The sequence below is a fragment of the Kitasatospora hibisci genome (assembly GCF_043950205.1).
Lineage (GTDB): Bacteria > Actinomycetota > Actinomycetes > Streptomycetales > Streptomycetaceae > Kitasatospora > Kitasatospora hibisci.
Genome location: NZ_CP171642.1, coordinates 3557113 through 3573072, shown reverse-complemented (window position 1 = coordinate 3573072; position 15960 = coordinate 3557113). Strand labels below are relative to the sequence as shown.

Below are 15960 nucleotides of genomic sequence, written 5' to 3'. Positions count from 1 at the left end.
CGCCGCCGGTTCTGACCTCAGCCCTGTGCGCGGCCGGCCGCCGCCGGGAGCGGGGCGAAGACAGGAGCGACGGCGAGCGGCCTGGGCCGCGCGCCGCGCCGCGTGCGCCCTTGAGTAAGTGAAGAAGGTATGCGACAGCCCCCACGTCCGGCCTGGGCATGGGGGCTGAATGCTGTGCGCGTGCTGTCAGTGGGCGGAGGCCTTCGCAGTGCGGGCGGCGCGCTTGGGCTTCCGTGCTTCGACGGCGTAGGTGAGCCCGGTGGTCTCGGCGCCGAGCCGGGTCTCTTCGACCATGAGAGGGAGGTTCGACACCTCGTCGTAGGTGACGCGGTGCACGACCAGTAGGACAGCGGCCTCGGAGAGGCGAAGAGCCTCGCGCTCGTCGGGCTGGGGGACGCGGGCGCTGACCCGGTCACGCCAGGTGAGTTCGCGGCCGGCGGCGGCCAGGATCGCGTACGCCTCGGCAGGGGTGGCGGTGGGCTGCTGGCTGAGCGGGGTGTCCTCGATGCGCTCCATGGGGAGCAGCAGTCGGTGCAGCGCGCGCCCCTCGCCTGCCGGGTTGGCGATCAGGCGGTCACAGCCGAGCATCATCTCGCCCTCGCCCATCTCCAGTAGCGGGGCTGTGATGGCGTCGGTGCGCGTGCGGTAGACGGTCGGCTCTTCGCCGTGCCCGAACCACGTGTCGGTGGGCGTCTCGTAGTGGCTGCCGCTGAGGGTGATGGTGCGTTCGACAGTGCCGGCGGGGCCGTGGACGGTGGTCCGGACGAAGGTGCCGCGTCCCTGCTTCACGTCCAACTGGCCCTCGTTGCGGAGAGCTGCCACGGCGAGCCGGACGGTTGGTCGGGAGACACCGTACGTCTCCGCGAGATCCGTCTCGGTGGGCAGTTGGGTGCCGGGCGGCCACTCGCCTGAGGCGATGGACTGCCTCATGGCCGCGGCCACCTGCTTGTGCAGCGCCTCGTTTCGGATGATCGCCATCGTGGTTGACCCCTTGGTGCGGGCGCCTCGCCCGCCTCGCGCGTGTGCTTTCGAGCGTTCGTTTGTGGTCGTCTGCCCAGCTCGGGCCGCATGCAGTGAGTCTGTCGTCAGTCGCTAGGCGTTAAACGTAAGCATGAATCGCTTGCGCTTGGGCGTCAAGGCGGCGCATCATCGAGAGAGCAAAGGTAAGTACGTTTGACGACTGACGTCATGCGGCCTTTGTGACCTTGGAGTGTGCGCTCATGCAGTCCATTCCCGTTGATGGCACCCGGCTCGGCACGATGACCTGCATCGTTGCTCCTGAGGCGCGGGTGGCGAACCGAGAAACCGGTGAGGTGCGCAAGGACCGTGACGGCCAGACCGTGTACACGGTCGGAGTTGCCGTACGGCAGGACGGTCGGCGGGCCTCGATCATCGAGATCAGCGTCTCGGGCGAGCCCGCCGGTGTCGTCGAAGGCGTTCAGGTGCACGTCACCGGCCTGACGGCCTTCTCCTGGGCCATGGGAGACCGGCACGGCCTGTCCTTCCGTGCCGATTCCATCACCCCTGCGCCGGCCCCGGCCGCCCCGGCCGCTTCGCGCAAGGGTTCCGACTCCTGATGGGCGGCGCGAACCGAGTCCGGCTCCGGGGCCTCCTGCGCGAACTCGGAGACCTCGCCGAAGAGATTGACCCGTTCGCCCCGGACGACAGCGGTGCCCAGCTCTTCGACCACATCGCGGGCCTCGCCGCCAAGGCCGTTGGCCAGGCCCGCGACCTGGAGACCGAGGCGCACAACACCGCGATGGAGAACGGGGGATGAGCGTGTCCGTGCTTCAGCTTCTCTGGCTGGGATTCCTCGCCGTGGTCCTGATCGGGCTGAGCATCGCCCCTGGCCTTCGGCGCACTCACCCCCACCTGTGGTGGTGCCTGCTCGGCTACCCCGCGGCCCTGATCCGGGTCCTTCTCACCTGGCGCCGGCTGACGACCAACCTCGGCCTGGCCGTGGCGCGCCGCCCCGCACGGGCCGTGGTCGGCGGGATGGCAGTGCGGGGCGATCCCCTCCGGCCCGTTCCTCCTCGCATCGGACTCCCGAAACTGCGACGCGGTGGGTTGGAGGTGACCGTGCGCCTCCACCCCGGACAGACACCGGACCACTACTGCGAGACCGTCGAAGCCCTCACCCACACCTGGCGAGTGCATTCGGTACGGCTGTTCTCCAGCGAGCGCGGCTTCGTGACGCTGTCCGCGTTGGCCTGGGACCCGCTCGTGGCCCCGGTGCTGCCGTACCGGCTGCGCGAACGACCCCTTCGGGCGGTCGTCGGACTGCTGGAGGACGGTCGAGCCTGGGTGATCGACCTGCGCCGCGCGCCGCACTGGTTGATCGTAGGCGCCACCCGCTCCGGCAAGTCCACGCTGGTCGCCGCGTTGGTCAAGGAACTTGCCCCGCAACGCGTCGCCCTGTTCGGCATCGACCTCAAGGGCGGCATGGAGCTGTCCTTGTTCGAAGACAGGCTGTCGGCGCTGGCATCGACGCGGACCGAGGCCGCACGCCTCCTGGCCGACCTCGTCGCGGAGACCGAGGCGCGCATGCAACTGTGCCGCTCGGTCGGGGCCCGATCGGTGTGGGACCTTCCGGCCAAGCTCCGTAAGTCGCCCATCGTCGTGATCGTGGATGAGGTGGCGGAGCTGTACCTCGTCGCCACCAGGGACGATAAGGCCGAAGTCGGAGAGATCTCGACCCACCTCCTGCGGCTCGCCCAACTCGGCGCCGCCCTGGGCGTGCACCTCGTGATCGCGGGGCAACGCGTCGGATCCGACCTTGGCCCCGGCGTCACGGCCCTGCGGGCCCAGTTGGCCGGCCGCGTCTGCCACCGCGTGAGCGACGAAGGCACGGCGGAGATGGCGCTCGGCGACCTGAACAAGGACGCGTTGGCCGCTGCTCAGCGCATCACCCTCGCTGAACAGGGCGTCGCCATCACGGCGGACACCGACGGCCAGTGGATCAGGGCGCGTTCCATCCACATCACCCCCGAACAGGCCCGTCGCGCCGCCAGGAAGCACGCACGCCTCGCCCCCTCCTGGCCCGGCCTCCACGCGGCGGACGAGTCGGACGAAGGGGTCTACGTCTGATGGACACCACCGCAGTCCTGATCGTCATTCTCGCGGTCGTCACCTTCCTCCTGGTCCGTTCGGGCGAACTGCGCACCTGGCAGGTCGTGCTGGTCGGCCTGCTCGGGATCTACCTCGACCGCATCGGCTGGACCGACCCGGTCATCCATGTCGTGACCTGGATCGTCCAGGGCCTCACCCACACCACCTGAAGGACGTGATCAACGTGCCAACCGGCCCAACCGCCCCCGCCGCCCGCCCCCACCAGGACTCCGGCCGAGCCGATGCATGTCTGGCCCGGCCGGGGCCCGGCGAACCCTGGCCCTGGAGACATCCGCCATGACCCAACCCGGCATCAACCCGTACACCGACCCCACCGCACGCCGCGCCTTCCTCGACCGGGAGGCGCGGCTGCGCCAACTATCGGAAGTCGAAACAGACTTCGTCCGCCTCGGTGATATGCCCGACCTGGCACGCTGGCTCGACCAGATCCGTGCCACCGGTGGCTGCGCAGTACCGGTCTACCTCGCCGGACACACCACCGCCCTCGCCTCCGACACCGGCGAAATCCTCCGCCACTACACAACGGCCACCGAGCCGAACGGCCGACTCGCCGTGCGCTGCCGCAACCGGCGGGCCTCCCGCTGCGCACCCTGCTCCCGCGAGCACAGCGGCGACACCTTCCACCTGGTCCGCGCCGGGCTCACCGGCGGCAAGGGAATCCCGGACTCCGTACGGACCCACCCCCGCCTGTTCGTCACTCTCACCGCCCCCTCGTTCGGCCGGGTCCACCGAGTCGGCGCCTGCCACCCGGCCCGGCGTGGGCGCTGCGAACACAGCGGGCGGCACGGCTGCGGCAGCACCCACCCGGCCACGGACGTCCTCGTCGGGCAGCCGTTGTGCACCGCCTGCTACGACTATCCGGGCCACATCCTGTGGAACGCCTCCGCGCCGGTCCTGTGGAAGGCGTTCCGTGACAACCTCTACCACCACCTCGCCGCCCGGATGGGCGTCGGCCGCGGCGAGATCCGTCGGCTGACCCGCGTCTCGGCCGCCAAGGTCGCCGAGTATCAGAGGCGCGGTGCGATCCACTTCCACGCGGTCGTCCGCCTGGACGGTCCCGATGGTCCGGCCTCGCATCCTCCGTCGTGGGCGAGCACCGATCTTCTCCTGGAGACCGTCCGGTCAGCCGCGGCGGCTGTGGCGCTCACTCTTCCCTGGTCCGCGGCGTACGGCGACGGCCGACTGAGGTTCGGCACCCAGCTCGACGCCCACCCGCTCGCCGGAAGCGACGGCGGCAGGCTCACGGACGACGCCGTGGCCGCGTACGTCGCGAAGTACACGAGCAAGAGCGTCGAGAGCGCGGGGGCCGTCGACCGACGGATCGAGTCGCTGGCGGAGATTCGGGCGCTGCGGGTCACCTCCCACGTCCGGGCGCTCATCGCCACGGCCTGGCGTCTCGGCGACCTGCCCGAACTACGGCACCTCCGACTGCATGCCTGGGCCCACATGCTCGGCTACCGGGGCCACTGCCTCACCAAGACCCGCGCCTACTCCACTACCTACGGCCAACTCCGGGCCGACCGGGCCGATCACGCCCGCACCCTGGCCGGTGTCCGCGACCTGTACACCGACTGGGACGACACGACGATCACCGAATCCGCCTGGCGTTTCGTCGGGACCGGTCACACTCCCGCCGAAGCGCTCCTTGCCGCCGGCATCGCCGAAGATCTCGCCGCCAACCGGGAGATCGCCAGGCAGTCGGCGGGCGAGCGGTCATGACTCTCCCGGAAAGCGGCGCGGTGGCCGATTGGATCGCGGAGATCCTTTCGAGGTGGGTACCCCCGGAGGACTACGACGAGCAGCTCTCCGGGGTGGTGGCGGGATACGTCAGTGATCGTCGGCGGGCGTGTGCCCCTCCGCCGGGGACTGCTGGCCAACCGGAATGACCCTGATCGAGTCGATCTCCGGCGGCTTCCGCCGGCCTCGCCCGATGCTGTAGACCTCGACCTTCGCGATCACGGTGGCGGCGATCGCCCGGCGACGTTCGAGGTTCTGCATCGTGTCATCGCGCCAGACCGCGAGTGCATCCACCTCGGTCTGGGACTGCGCGACCGCGGCGGCGGCTTCCTGGGCCCGCAAGGACTGCAACTCGGTGCGCAGATGGCCCAAGGCGTCGAAGTAGTCCTCGTCCTCCAACTTCTGCTCCTTCCACCGGAGGCGCAGCAGTCGGATTCGCTCCTCAAGCCGGGAGATCTCGCCGGTCAGATCCACGCCGGACTGGAGAGGCGTGATCTTGGGCTGACGGGCGATGAGCGCCGCCTCGACGACTTCGTTGAGCCGGTCCTCGATCCACGTGTACGCCCGGCTGACCTTGCCGCACCCGATCCGGCCGTCGGCCCCCGTTCGGCCGGGCTGGCAACGGGTCTGGCGGAACGTCCGGGTCTTGTCGCTGGTCCACTGGACCGCCATCGGGACGTTGCAGTTGGCGCACTCCAGGAAGCCCGAGTAGAGGTGCTTCCGCTTCCCCGATCCCTGCGCCACCGGGGTCGCGCGGCTGTCCAGGACGGTCTGGATGTTCTCCCACTCCTCCTTCGTGAGGGGGTGCGGGTAGATGCTGTCGCCGAGCACCTGCCCCTTGTAGGTGATGATGCCGCCGAGACGTTCGGACCGGTACACGCGCTTGACCTTGTGCAGGGTCCACATGGTCCCGCTCCCCGATGACCTCGCCCCCTTGTCGTTCCAGACACGGGCGACCTCGCCCGGCGTCTTGCGGTCCATGAGCATCTCGTAGCCGAGCCGGATCAGCTCGACCTCCTCCGGTACGAGACGCTGGAACCCGGAGTCCGGCTCGAACCCGAACACACGGGGCCCGCCGGCGTGGGGCTTCCCCTTCTCCCGGCGCTGCAGCAGAGCCGAGTTGATTCGCTCGGACATGCGCTCGGTCTCCTGCTGAGCCACCGCTCCCTTGATGGTGAGGATCATGCGGCCGGAGGCGCTGGACGTGTCCTCGCCCTCCGTGGTGGCAAACGCGAAGCCGTACTCCTTCTGCTCCTCCAGGAAGTTGGTCAGTTCGGTGATGCGGCGGGTGAGACGGTCGATCGAGTAGACGACGATGGCATCGATGACGCCGGACCGCGCGTCCTTCATCATCTCGGTGTAGACCTGGCGCGGCTTCCGACTCGTGGTGGAAGCCGAGATGTCGTTCTCCGGGTAGACCTTCAGAACGGTCCACCCGAGGCGGTCACACAACTCCCGGCAGGCCTTCTCCTGGCGCTGGATGCCGAGTTCCTGTCCCTTGCGGTCCTTGCTGATGCGGACGTAGATACCGACCCGCGTAGCCTTGGGCATGGCCACCCCCTGAACGCAGATGATCACTTTGCGTGACGTAGGTGTTCAGCGTACAGCTACGAACGTCGCCGGTCAGGCCGTCGTGCCGATCCTGGTCGCCGCCCGCGAGAAGACCCTCGACCTGGCGGCCTACGGCAACCCGACCGGCGAGTTGCTCGACGGCTCGGCCTCGGCCGCGGCCTCGGTCCCGGCCCAGGCGTCGGGCGAGGAGGCGGCCCCGGCCGCCGCCTGACCCGGGTTCACGGACGCCAGCCCCCGCGCCGCCCGGCGCCGGGGGCGGGCGTCCGCGTTGCCGCCGTGCCCGCGGTGGGGGCGCGCAGTGGGCCGGCGGGGCGATGCGGGGGAGCGGCGGAGGGCCGCGGGCGTGGTGCGGGAGTGCACGGCGGGCACGGGTGGCTCGGCCGGTTCGGATGCGCAGTGCCGGTGGGCGGAACGCGTCGCGGACACGCCGTCGAAGTGGGCGGAGTACGGTTCGGGCAGGTGGCGGGCGGTTATATATGACATACCGTCAGATAGCCGGACCGCGAGGTCGCTATCTCGGCGTTCCCCCACGCGCCCCCCACGCCGATCGGTGCACCATGCGACGCATCTCCTCCTGTACGCGAATCCTCGTCGCCGGACTGGGCGGCTGCCTGCTGGCCGCCTGTGCGACCCCCGCCCCCGCGTCCGCCGACTCCTCCGCCCCCACGGCCACCCCGACGCCCGCCGTGACCTCCGCAGGCGCGCCCACATCCCCGTCCGTCACATCCCCGTCCGTCACATCCCCGTCCGCCGATTCTCCGTCCGCACCCCCGTCGTCGTCCGCCTCGTCCTCGCCCTCGTCCTCGTCCTCGCCGTCGTCCGCTGCCGTGCCGGGCCCTGCGTCGGCATCGGCGCCGTCGCTGGAACAGCGGGTCGAGTCGCTGCTCGGGCAGCTGACGACCAACGAGAAGGCGACACTGCTGCAAGGGATCTGGGCCCCGCAGGACGTGCACTCGGTGGGCTACGTCGAGGGCGTGCCCCGGCTGGGCATCCCGCCGCTCCTGCTGACCGACGGGCCTGCGGGCGTCCGGGACGGGCAGCCGGCCACCGCGATGCCGGCCCCGGTCGCGCTGGCCGCCGCCTTCGACCCGGACCTCGCGGCCGGCTACGGCGCGGTGCTGGGCCGTGAGGCCAAGGCCCGCGGCTACCACGTGCTGTACGCGCCGATGGTCAACATCGTCCGGGTGCCGCAGGGCGGACGGAACTTCGAGACGCTGGGCGAGGACCCGTTCCTCGCCGGGCGGATCGCCGCCGCCGAGGTGCGCGGCATCCAGGCGCAGGGCGTCGCGGCGCAGGTCAAGCACTACGCGGCGAACAACCAGGAGGACAACCGTCAGTCGTACAGCTCCGAGGTGGACGAGCGGACGCTGCAGGAGATCGAGCTGCCGGCCTTCCGGGCGGCCGTCCAGGACGGCCGGGCCTGGTCGGCGATGTGCGGCTACAACCCGGTCGACGGGATCTGGGCCTGCGAGCACTTCCCGCTGCTGCGGGACGTGCTGAAGGGCCGGTGGGGCTTCGACGGCGCGGTCGGCTCCGACTACCCGGCCACCCATTCCGCCGTGAACGCCGCCGCGGCGGGGCTGGACCAGGAGTTCGGCGGTTCCACCTACTTCTCGGAGCTGGCGGGTGCGGTGGCCGACGGCCGGCTCGCACCGGCGGTCCTGGACGACCAGGTGCGCCGGGTGCTGCGGCTGATGGTCCGCAGCGGCGCCCTGGACGGCGGCCGGACGGCCGAGGCCGACCCCGGTGCCGGCGCCCGGGACGCCCGCGCGGCGGCTGTCGCCGGCACGGTGCTGCTGAAGAACGAGCGCGCCGCGCTGCCGCTGGACGCCGCCCGGCTGAAGTCGGTCGCCGTGATCGGTCCCTGGGCCGACCGGGCCTACACCGGCGGCTACGGCTCCTCGCACGTCACCCCGTACCCCGAGTACACCGTCTCGCCGCTCAGCGGGATCACCGCGCGGGCGGGGTCGGGCGTCTCCGTCCGTCACCACACCGGTGCCGACGCCGACGCCGCGGCAGCCGTGGCCGCCGCCGCGGACGTCGCGGTGGTCGTGGTCGGTGACGAGGAGCGCGAGGGCGAGGACCGGCCGTCGTTGGACCTCACGCCGGCCGACGACACGCTGATCCGCGCCGTCGCCCGGGCCAATCCGCGGACCGTCGTGGTGCTCGACACCGGCGGCCCGGTGGTGATGCCGTGGCTGGACTCCGTCCCGGCCGTACTGGCGGCCTGGTACCCCGGCGAGCAGAGCGGCACCGCGCTCGCCGACGTGCTGTTCGGTGACGCCGACCCGGGCGGCCGCCTCCCGGTGACCTTCCCGGTCTCGGCGGCGGCGACGCCGATCCGCGGTGCCGACCAGTACCCGGGCACCGACGGCGCCTACCACTACACCGAGCGGCTGGAGGTCGGCTACCGCTGGTACGACCGGGCCGGGGTGGCGCCGCTGTTCCCCTTCGGCCACGGCCTCTCGTACACCTCCTTCGATTACAGCGGCCTCACCGTGACCGGGCCGGACGCCGCCGGGCTGGTCCAGGTCGGCTTCGACGTCGCGAACCGCGGCAGTCGGACCGGCACCGAGGTGCCCCAGCTGTACGTCGGCTTCCCGTCGGCGGCCGGCGAGCCCCCGCAGCAGCTGAAGGCGTTCGACAAGCTCACCCTCGCCCCCGGCCGCTCCCAGCACGTGACACTGCGGCTCGACCGGTCCTCCTTCGCCACCTGGGACGCGCAGGTCCACGGCTGGCAGGTGCCCGGCGGGCGGTACGGCATCACGGTCGGGTCGTCCTCCCGGGCGCCACGGCTCAGCGGCGCCGTCGAGGTCGCGGCCTCGGCCGCCGTCTCCACCTGGTCGGGCCGGATCACCGGCTCCGACGGCGCCTGCCTGGACGCCGGTGCCGCCGCGGCCGACGCCGACGAGGCGGTGCGGACGTCCGGCTGCGAGGGCACGGCGGTCCAGGAGGCGACGGTCGGCTCGGACGGCTCGATCGGGATGGCGGGCGGCTGCCTGCAGCCGGCCGGAACCGGCGACGGCGCCGCCGTCCGGCTATGGCCCTGCACCGGCGCCGCGGCCCAGAGCTGGACGGTCCGGCCGGACACCACGATCCTGCACCGGGCCTCGGGCCGCTGCCTGCAGCCTGCGGCCGGCCGGCTGCTCCTGCGGGACTGCGGCTCCGCCGCCGAGCAGCGCTGGCACACCCCCAGGCCGAGCGGCCCGGTCACCGGACTGGCCGGGAAGTGCGTGGACGTCAACCGGGCGGCGACGGCCGACGGCACCGCCGTCCAGCTGTACCACTGCAACTCCACCGGGGCACAGGACTGGACCGTCCAGCAGGACGACACACTGCGGGCCTTCGGCAAGTGCCTGGACGTGACGAACGGTTGGACGGACGGCGGGACCCCGGTCCAGCTCTACGCCTGCAACGGCACCGGCGCGCAGCGCTGGCAGGCCCGCGCGGACGGCACGCTGGTCAACCCCGTCTCCGGCCGCTGCCTGGACGTCCAGTACGGGAGTACCGCCGACTTCAGTCGGCTGATCATCTGGGACTGCCACGCGGGCGTGAACCAGCGCTGGACACTCCCGGCCTGACACAGGCGCGCGGTCCGACCCGGGCACGCAGAGGCGAAAGGCAGGGGGCCCACCGAACGGCGGGCCCCCTTGGGTACTGCTCTTGTGCTCATGGTGACGGCCGCAGGGCCGCCGGCGGACCCGAGAGGGTCCCGAGCGATCAGGTCATCAGAGGATGATCAGATAGCGGTGACGTTCTCCGCCTGCGGGCCCTTCGGGCCCTGGGTGACGTCGAAGGTGACCGCCTGGTTCTCCTCCAGCGAGCGGAAACCGTTCGCGTTGATGGCGGAGTAGTGGACGAAGACGTCGGGGCCGCCGCCCTCCTGGGCGATGAAGCCGAAGCCCTTCTCAGCGTTGAACCACTTGACGGTTCCCTGAGCCATGCCGTTCTCCTTGCGAGGGACGTGTTGGGGACCACACCGTGTGGTGCCCGGTCCGCTGCGCTGATCGCCCTGCCTCCGGACGGGTCCGGAGTTTTTCGATATTGCTGAAAAACTACAAAAAGCCTGCGGTTACATGCTCCGCAGGCTTCAAGTACTGCAAGGGGAATCAAACTGCAACTGAGGGCAACGCTAGCATGCGGTCGCTGTGACGACCAGGGGTGACTTGCGGGGCGGACGGTGCGTGTCGTAAGGCCCGTGGGCGTGTCGTACAGGCCGGTGAGGGGCGTCCGGATCAGCGGGCATACGCTGCGGGGGTGGCGCGCACGAACAGCGAGGGAGCGGCGCAGTGTCGGTACCGGATGCGGAAACGCAGGAGCCCGAGGAGAACACCCCGGTCAGGCCGCGGGTAGGGCATATTCAGTTCCTGAACTGCGTCCCTCTCTACTGGGGCCTGGCCAGGACCGGCAATCTGCTCGATCTTGATCTCACCAAGGACACTCCCGAGAAGCTGAGTGACCAACTGGTCGGCGGTTCTCTCGACATCGGTCCGATCACCTGTGTGGAGTACCTGCGGCACGCGGACGAACTGTTGGTCCTGCCGGACATCGCGGTCGGCAGCGACGGCCCGGTGATGTCCTGCGTGATCGTCAGCAAGCTCCCGCTGTCCGAGCTGGACGGCCGCCGGGTCGCCCTCGGCTCGACCAGCCGGACCTCCGTCCGGCTGGCGCGCCTGCTGCTGGAGGAGCGCGAGGGCGTCCGACCGGAGTACTTCAGCTGCCCGCCCGACCTGGACGCGATGCTCGCCGAGGCCGATGCCGCCGTGCTGATCGGCGACCCGGCGCTGCGCGCCTACCTCGGGCAGGCGGCCGCACAGGGCCTCGCGGTGCACGACCTGGGCGCGATGTGGAAGGAGTGGACCGGGCTGCCGTTCGTCTTCGCCGTCTGGGCCGCCCGCCGCGACTTCGCCGAGCGCCGCCCGGCCCTGACCGCAGCGGTGCACCGGGCCTTTCTGGAGTCCCGTGACCTCTCGCTGGTGGAGGCCCGCGAGGTGGCTGCACAGGCCGCCCGTTGGGAGGCGTTCGACGCCGGCGTGCTGGAACGGTACTTCAGCGAGGCGCTGGACTTCTCGCTCGGCGAGCGGCAGCTGGCGGGCATGACCGAGTTCGCCCGCCGGGTCGCGCACGACAGCGGCTTCGCGCAGGACGTCCGGGTCAGGCTGCTGGAGCCGGTGGTGGCGCCGGCGCTGGAGCCGGCCTCCGTCGTGGCCTGAGGCGGAGGGCCGGTGCGGTCCGGTCCGGCGTGGTCCGGTCCGGTGTGGTCCGGTCCCGTCCGGCGTGGTCCGGTCCGGGGCGGTCCGGTCCGGGGCGGTCCGGTCCGGGGCTGGGCCGGGTGGCCGACCCGACAGGGGGCGTGCCGCAGGTTCTGACGCTCCGACGCCTCCCCGCCCGGTACGGTCTGCTCGCGGTCCGCTCGTGGATCGTGCGGGCCGGCGGGTCGAGGGGAGCGTGCGGGAATGCAGGCACTGGGGGCGGACGACCCGCGCCAGGTGGGTGGCTACCGGTTGCTGCGGCGCCTCGGCGCGGGCGGGATGGGTCGGGTCTACCTCGGCCGGACGGCCGGCGGCCGAACGGTGGCCGTCAAGGTGGTCCGCGGCGAACTGGCCGAGGACGCCGAGTTCCGCGCCCGTTTCCGGCAGGAGGTCGCGGCGGCCCGCCGGGTCGGCGGTACCTGGACGGCGCCGGTGCTGGATGCCGACACCGAGGGCGAGCACCCTTGGGTGGCCACCGGCTACGTCGCCGGACCCGCACTGGGCAACGCCGTCCGCGGTTTCGGGCCGCTGCCCGAGCCCGCCGTCCGGACCCTCGGCGTCGGGCTGGCCGAGGCACTCGGCCACGTGCACGGGCTCGGACTGGTGCACCGCGACGTCAAGCCGTCCAACGTGCTGCTCACCCTCGACGGGCCGCGTCTGATCGACTTCGGCATCGCCCGCGCGCTCGACGCGACGAGCGGGCTCACCCAGTCCGGCTACGTGGTCGGCTCGCCCGGCTTCATGTCGCCCGAGCAGGCGAACGGCCTGCCCGCCGGGCCGGCGAGCGACGTGTTCTCCCTCGGCGCGGTCCTCGCCTTCGCGGCCACCGGGGTGCACCCCTTCGGTGAGGGGGTGAGCGTCGCGGTGCTGCTCTACCGGGTGCTGCACGAGGAACCCGACCTGTCCGGCCTGTCCGGGCCGCTCCGCCCGGTGGTCCTGGCGTGCCTGGCCAAGGACCCTGCGGCCCGCCCGACTCCGCAGCAGCTGCGGGAGCGGCTGGACGCCGACGGCGCGGCCACCCTCCGGCTCGGGCGCGGCGGGTGGCTGCCGCCCGAGCTGGCGGCGGCGGTCGGGCGCAGTGCGGTCGAGCTGCTGGACCTGGAGGGGGAGCAGGATGCGGGGCTCGGTGAGGCTGGTGCGGGCGGTGGCGGTGGCGGTGGCGATGCGGGTGGTGGCGCGGGGTTCGGGTCGGAGCCCGTGCCGGGGGCGGGGTCATGGCCGGGGGCGGGGCCGGGGGCGGGGACGGCGTCGCTGTCGGGGTTCGGATCGGGGCCGGCGGACGGACGGGCGGTACGGACGCCCACGTTCGGGGAGGGCGTTCCGGTCGGGGGCGGGGTTCCCGGGGGCGGGCTGACCGGGGGCGGGCCGGTGTCGACGTCGGAGCAGGACCGGTCGGGCGGGCGAGGTCCGGCCGCGGTCGCCGGAGCAGTGGCCGCCGTGCTGCTCCTCGCCGGTGGTGGCTACGGCCTCTACCAGTGGCTGGGGAAGTCCGATCCGGGGAGCGCTCAGGCCGCCGAGATCACGTCGACCTCCCCGGCCGGCACCACCGAGCCGCCGCCGTCGCCCCGCGCGGACGCGCCGACGGCGACCGCACCCGGCGACACCGGCGTGGCGACGACGCCCGCCATCACCGCCACGACCGGGGGCCCGAGCGCGGTTCCGGCCGCGTTCCTCGGTACCTGGCGCGGCGAGATGACCACCGCCAGAGGCCTGCCCGCCGGCGCGACCACCCTGACGATCGTCCCGGCCGGGATCGGGCAGGACGCCGTCACGAGCCGGAACGAGGTCACCGGCCTGATCTCGGTGAGCTGCGACGGCACCTGGCGCCTCGACTCGGTGTCACCGGACAAGCTGGTCTTCACCTCCAGGCTCGTCCGCTCCTCCTTCCCCGGGGCATGCAGCGGCGGGTCCAGCTCGGAGACGCTCACCCTGCAGAACGACGGAACGATCCGCTTCACCTCCGTCGACCCCGCCGCCGGCAACCCCTCCGGGACCATGCGAAAGGTGTCGTGAGGCCTGGCGCGGGCCCCGCAGGACGCTGGCGTAGGCTGGTTCGGCCGTACCAGGAACCACCCAAGACCGTCGTGCGAACGCGGTACCGAGAGAGAGTAGGCCGACAGGTGTCCGAGCTCGCAGCGACCACCCTCGATGCGCCCAGCACCGACCTGCAGGCCGTGCTCGACCGGGCCGCGGCCGGCGGCCGGATCACCCCGGAGGAGGCGCTGGAGCTGTACCGCTCGGCGCCGCTGCACGCGCTCGGCTCGGCCGCCGACGCCGTGCGCCGCCGCCGCTACGCCGGTACCGAGCACATCGCGACGTACATCATCGAGCGCAACATCAACTACACCAACGTGTGTGTGACGGCGTGCAAGTTCTGCGCCTTCTATGTGCCGCCGAAGAGCGACAAGGGCTGGTCCCGCGACCTCGACGAGATCCTGCGCCGCTGCGCGGAGACGGTCGAGCTCGGCGGCACCCAGGTGATGTTCCAGGGCGGCCACCACCCGGACTACGGTGTCGAGTACTACGAGCGCGCCTTCTCGGCCATCAAGGCGGAGTTCCCACAGCTGGTGATCCACTCGCTGGGCGCCTCCGAGGTCGAGCACATGTCGCGGATCTCGGGCGTGTCGATCGAGGAGGCCATCACCCGGATCCACCGGGCCGGCCTGGACTCGTTCGCGGGCGCCGGCGCGGAGCTGCTGCCGGAGCGTCCGCGCAAGGCCATCGCGCCGCTCAAGGAGTCCGGCGAGCGCTGGCTGGAGATCATGGAGGCGGCGCACGGCCTGGGCGTGGAGTCCACCTCCACCATGCTGATGGGCACGGGGGAGACCAACGCCGAGCGGATCGAGCACCTGCGGATGATCCGCGACGTGCAGGACCGCACCGGCGGCTTCCGCGCCTTCATCCCGTACACCTACCAGCCGCAGAACAACCACCTGAAGGGGTCGACGCAGGCGACGGTCTTCGAGTACCTGCGGATGATCGCGATCGCCCGCCTCTTCCTCGACAACGTCGCCCACATCCAGGGCTCCTGGCTGACCACCGGCAAGGAGGCCGGCCAGCTGTCGCTGCACTACGGCGCGGACGACCTCGGCTCGGTCATGCTGGAGGAGAACGTGGTCTCGGCGGCCGGCGCCAAGCACCGCTCCAACCTCACCGAGCTGATCCACCTGATCCGGGCCGCCGACCGCGTCCCGGCCCAGCGTTCGACCACCTACGAGCACCTGCGGGTGCTGGACGACCCGGCCGACGACCCGGTCGACCCGCGGATCGCCTCGCACATCGCCTCCACCGCGATCGAGGGCGGCACCGCGCACCCCGAGCTGAAGATCCTCGACAACCGCTGAGCGCCCCTTGGTCATGACCCTGCACCGGGCGGCCCTCGTGCTGCCCGATCCGGCCGACCCCGCCGCCCCGTCCGCCGCCGACGGGGCGGTGCTGGTGCGGGACGGCCGGATCGCGGCCCTGGGCCCCTGCGAGGAACTCGCGGCCGCGTACCCCGGGGCCCGGCTGCGCGACTGGGGCGCGGCGGTCCTCACGCCCGGCCTGTGCAATCCGTACGGGCACCGGCTGCTGGAACACGCGTACCACCCGGACCCGCGCGAGGGGGTGGGGGACGCACCGGTGCCCGGCGCCCTCTCCGGCTCGGCCGACGAGACGCGCTGCGGTGCGAGCGCCCGGCGCGGGCTGCAGCGGATGCTCGGCTGCGGCGTGACGGCGGTGGCCGGGCCGTTCGAGCGCGCCTCGGTGCGCACGGCGGTGGCCCGCTCGGGGCTGACCGCGCTGGCGGCGCCTCCCGGGTCGGCGGGGGCCGAGGGCCCGTTGGATCCGCTCGCCGTACTTCCGCTCGCCGAGGCGGTGTACGGGCGGCTGGCGGTGGGCGGTCGGGCGGACTTCGCGGTGTTCGCGCACGTCGTGGTGTTCGCGGACCGCACGGCCTCCACGGACTTCGCGGTGCTCGGGGCCGAAGCTGCTGAGGCCGGCGCCGGTGACGTCGGGGCCGGTGAGCCCGGTGCCGGTGAGGCCGCCGGGCCCGAGACCGAGACCGAGACCGAGACCGTGGTCGTGCGTCCCGGGAGTTGTCTGGCCACCGTGCTGGCCGGGCGGTTGGTGTACCGGCGGCGCTGACGCCCCGGCTACCCGTGGGTAGCCGCATTCCCATGCGGCGCTTGGGATTTCCTTCGTGTGCACCCGGGAATTCCTCCGTGTGCCGCCGAACTCCGTTGCCTGCCGTCCTGTCTGATTCCCCCTTCGCCGTGACCTGAGGGCCTGC

Annotated in this window: 13 protein-coding genes and 1 pseudogene; 11 read left to right on the top strand and 3 right to left on the bottom strand. The window is 72.1% G+C overall.

Translation table 11 applies throughout. The annotated features are described in order from the left end of the window. Positions 1-186: 186 nt before the first annotated feature. Positions 187-978: a GntR family transcriptional regulator gene (locus ACF9IK_RS15180; RefSeq protein ID WP_395294740.1), complete on the bottom strand. Its 792-nt coding sequence runs from the start codon at positions 976-978 to the stop codon at positions 187-189. Between the two features lie 242 nt (positions 979-1220). Here ACF9IK_RS15180 and ACF9IK_RS15175 point away from each other — a divergent pair, with 242 nt between their 5' ends. The 5 genes from ACF9IK_RS15175 to ACF9IK_RS15155 all read left to right on the top strand — a co-directional run bounded on the left by ACF9IK_RS15175 (position 1221) and on the right by ACF9IK_RS15155 (position 4848). Beyond that, positions 1221-1577, top strand: coding sequence for a hypothetical protein (locus ACF9IK_RS15175; RefSeq protein WP_395294739.1), 357 nt, complete (start codon positions 1221-1223; stop codon positions 1575-1577). Further along, positions 1577-1777 (top strand): hypothetical protein, encoded by a 201-nt coding sequence (locus tag ACF9IK_RS15170; protein WP_395294738.1) that lies wholly within the window; start codon positions 1577-1579, stop codon positions 1775-1777. The genes ACF9IK_RS15175 and ACF9IK_RS15170 overlap by 1 nt, the downstream gene beginning before the upstream one ends. After that, entirely contained in the window at positions 1774-3087 is a 1314-nt protein-coding gene (locus ACF9IK_RS15165) for an FtsK/SpoIIIE domain-containing protein (protein WP_395294737.1), read from the top strand. The genes ACF9IK_RS15170 and ACF9IK_RS15165 overlap by 4 nt, the downstream gene beginning before the upstream one ends. Beyond that, complete coding sequence (locus tag ACF9IK_RS15160) at positions 3087-3278, top strand: hypothetical protein (protein ID WP_395294736.1); 192 nt, start codon at positions 3087-3089, stop codon at positions 3276-3278. Before ACF9IK_RS15165 ends, ACF9IK_RS15160 begins: the two co-directional genes overlap by 1 nt. A 127-nt stretch (positions 3279-3405) precedes the next feature. After that, positions 3406-4848, top strand: coding sequence for a replication initiator (locus tag ACF9IK_RS15155; protein WP_395294735.1), 1443 nt, complete (start codon positions 3406-3408; stop codon positions 4846-4848). A 108-nt stretch (positions 4849-4956) separates the two neighbouring features. Here ACF9IK_RS15155 and ACF9IK_RS15150 read toward each other — a convergent pair whose 3' ends face one another. Continuing rightward, entirely contained in the window at positions 4957-6417 is a 1461-nt protein-coding gene (locus ACF9IK_RS15150) for a recombinase family protein (protein ID WP_395294734.1), read from the bottom strand. A gap of 43 nt (positions 6418-6460) precedes the next feature. Between ACF9IK_RS15150 and ACF9IK_RS15145 the strand changes: the two are divergent. Together ACF9IK_RS15145 and ACF9IK_RS15140 are read left to right on the top strand one after the other, a co-directional pair. After that, positions 6461-6649: pseudogene (locus ACF9IK_RS15145) on the top strand (dicarboxylate/amino acid:cation symporter); the annotation flags it as partial. Between the two features lie 616 nt (positions 6650-7265). Next, positions 7266-10019 (top strand): glycoside hydrolase family 3 C-terminal domain-containing protein, encoded by a 2754-nt coding sequence (locus tag ACF9IK_RS15140; protein WP_395294732.1) that lies wholly within the window; start codon positions 7266-7268, stop codon positions 10017-10019. Positions 10020-10177: 158 nt separating this feature from the next. Here ACF9IK_RS15140 and ACF9IK_RS15135 read toward each other — a convergent pair whose 3' ends face one another. Further along, positions 10178-10381, bottom strand: a complete 204-nt coding sequence (locus ACF9IK_RS15135) for a cold-shock protein (RefSeq protein WP_238951231.1) — start codon at positions 10379-10381, stop codon at positions 10178-10180. Between the two features lie 346 nt (positions 10382-10727). On the opposite strand from ACF9IK_RS15135, the gene ACF9IK_RS15130 reads away from it, so the two are divergent. From ACF9IK_RS15130 to ACF9IK_RS15115, 4 genes are all read left to right on the top strand, one after another. After that, positions 10728-11651 (top strand): menaquinone biosynthetic enzyme MqnA/MqnD family protein, encoded by a 924-nt coding sequence (locus ACF9IK_RS15130; protein ID WP_395294731.1) that lies wholly within the window; start codon positions 10728-10730, stop codon positions 11649-11651. A 243-nt stretch (positions 11652-11894) separates the two neighbouring features. Next, a complete protein-coding gene (locus ACF9IK_RS15125) occupies positions 11895-13703 on the top strand; it encodes a serine/threonine-protein kinase (protein ID WP_395294730.1) in 1809 nt (602 codons plus the stop codon). 107 nt (positions 13704-13810) lie between these two features. Continuing rightward, on the top strand, positions 13811-15034 hold the full coding sequence (gene mqnC, locus ACF9IK_RS15120; RefSeq protein WP_395294729.1) for a cyclic dehypoxanthinyl futalosine synthase: 1224 nt from the start codon (positions 13811-13813) through the stop codon (positions 15032-15034). A 13-nt stretch (positions 15035-15047) separates the two neighbouring features. Continuing rightward, positions 15048-15815, top strand: coding sequence for an amidohydrolase family protein (locus ACF9IK_RS15115; RefSeq protein ID WP_395294728.1), 768 nt, complete (start codon positions 15048-15050; stop codon positions 15813-15815). The last annotated feature ends 145 nt before the right edge of the window (positions 15816-15960 follow it).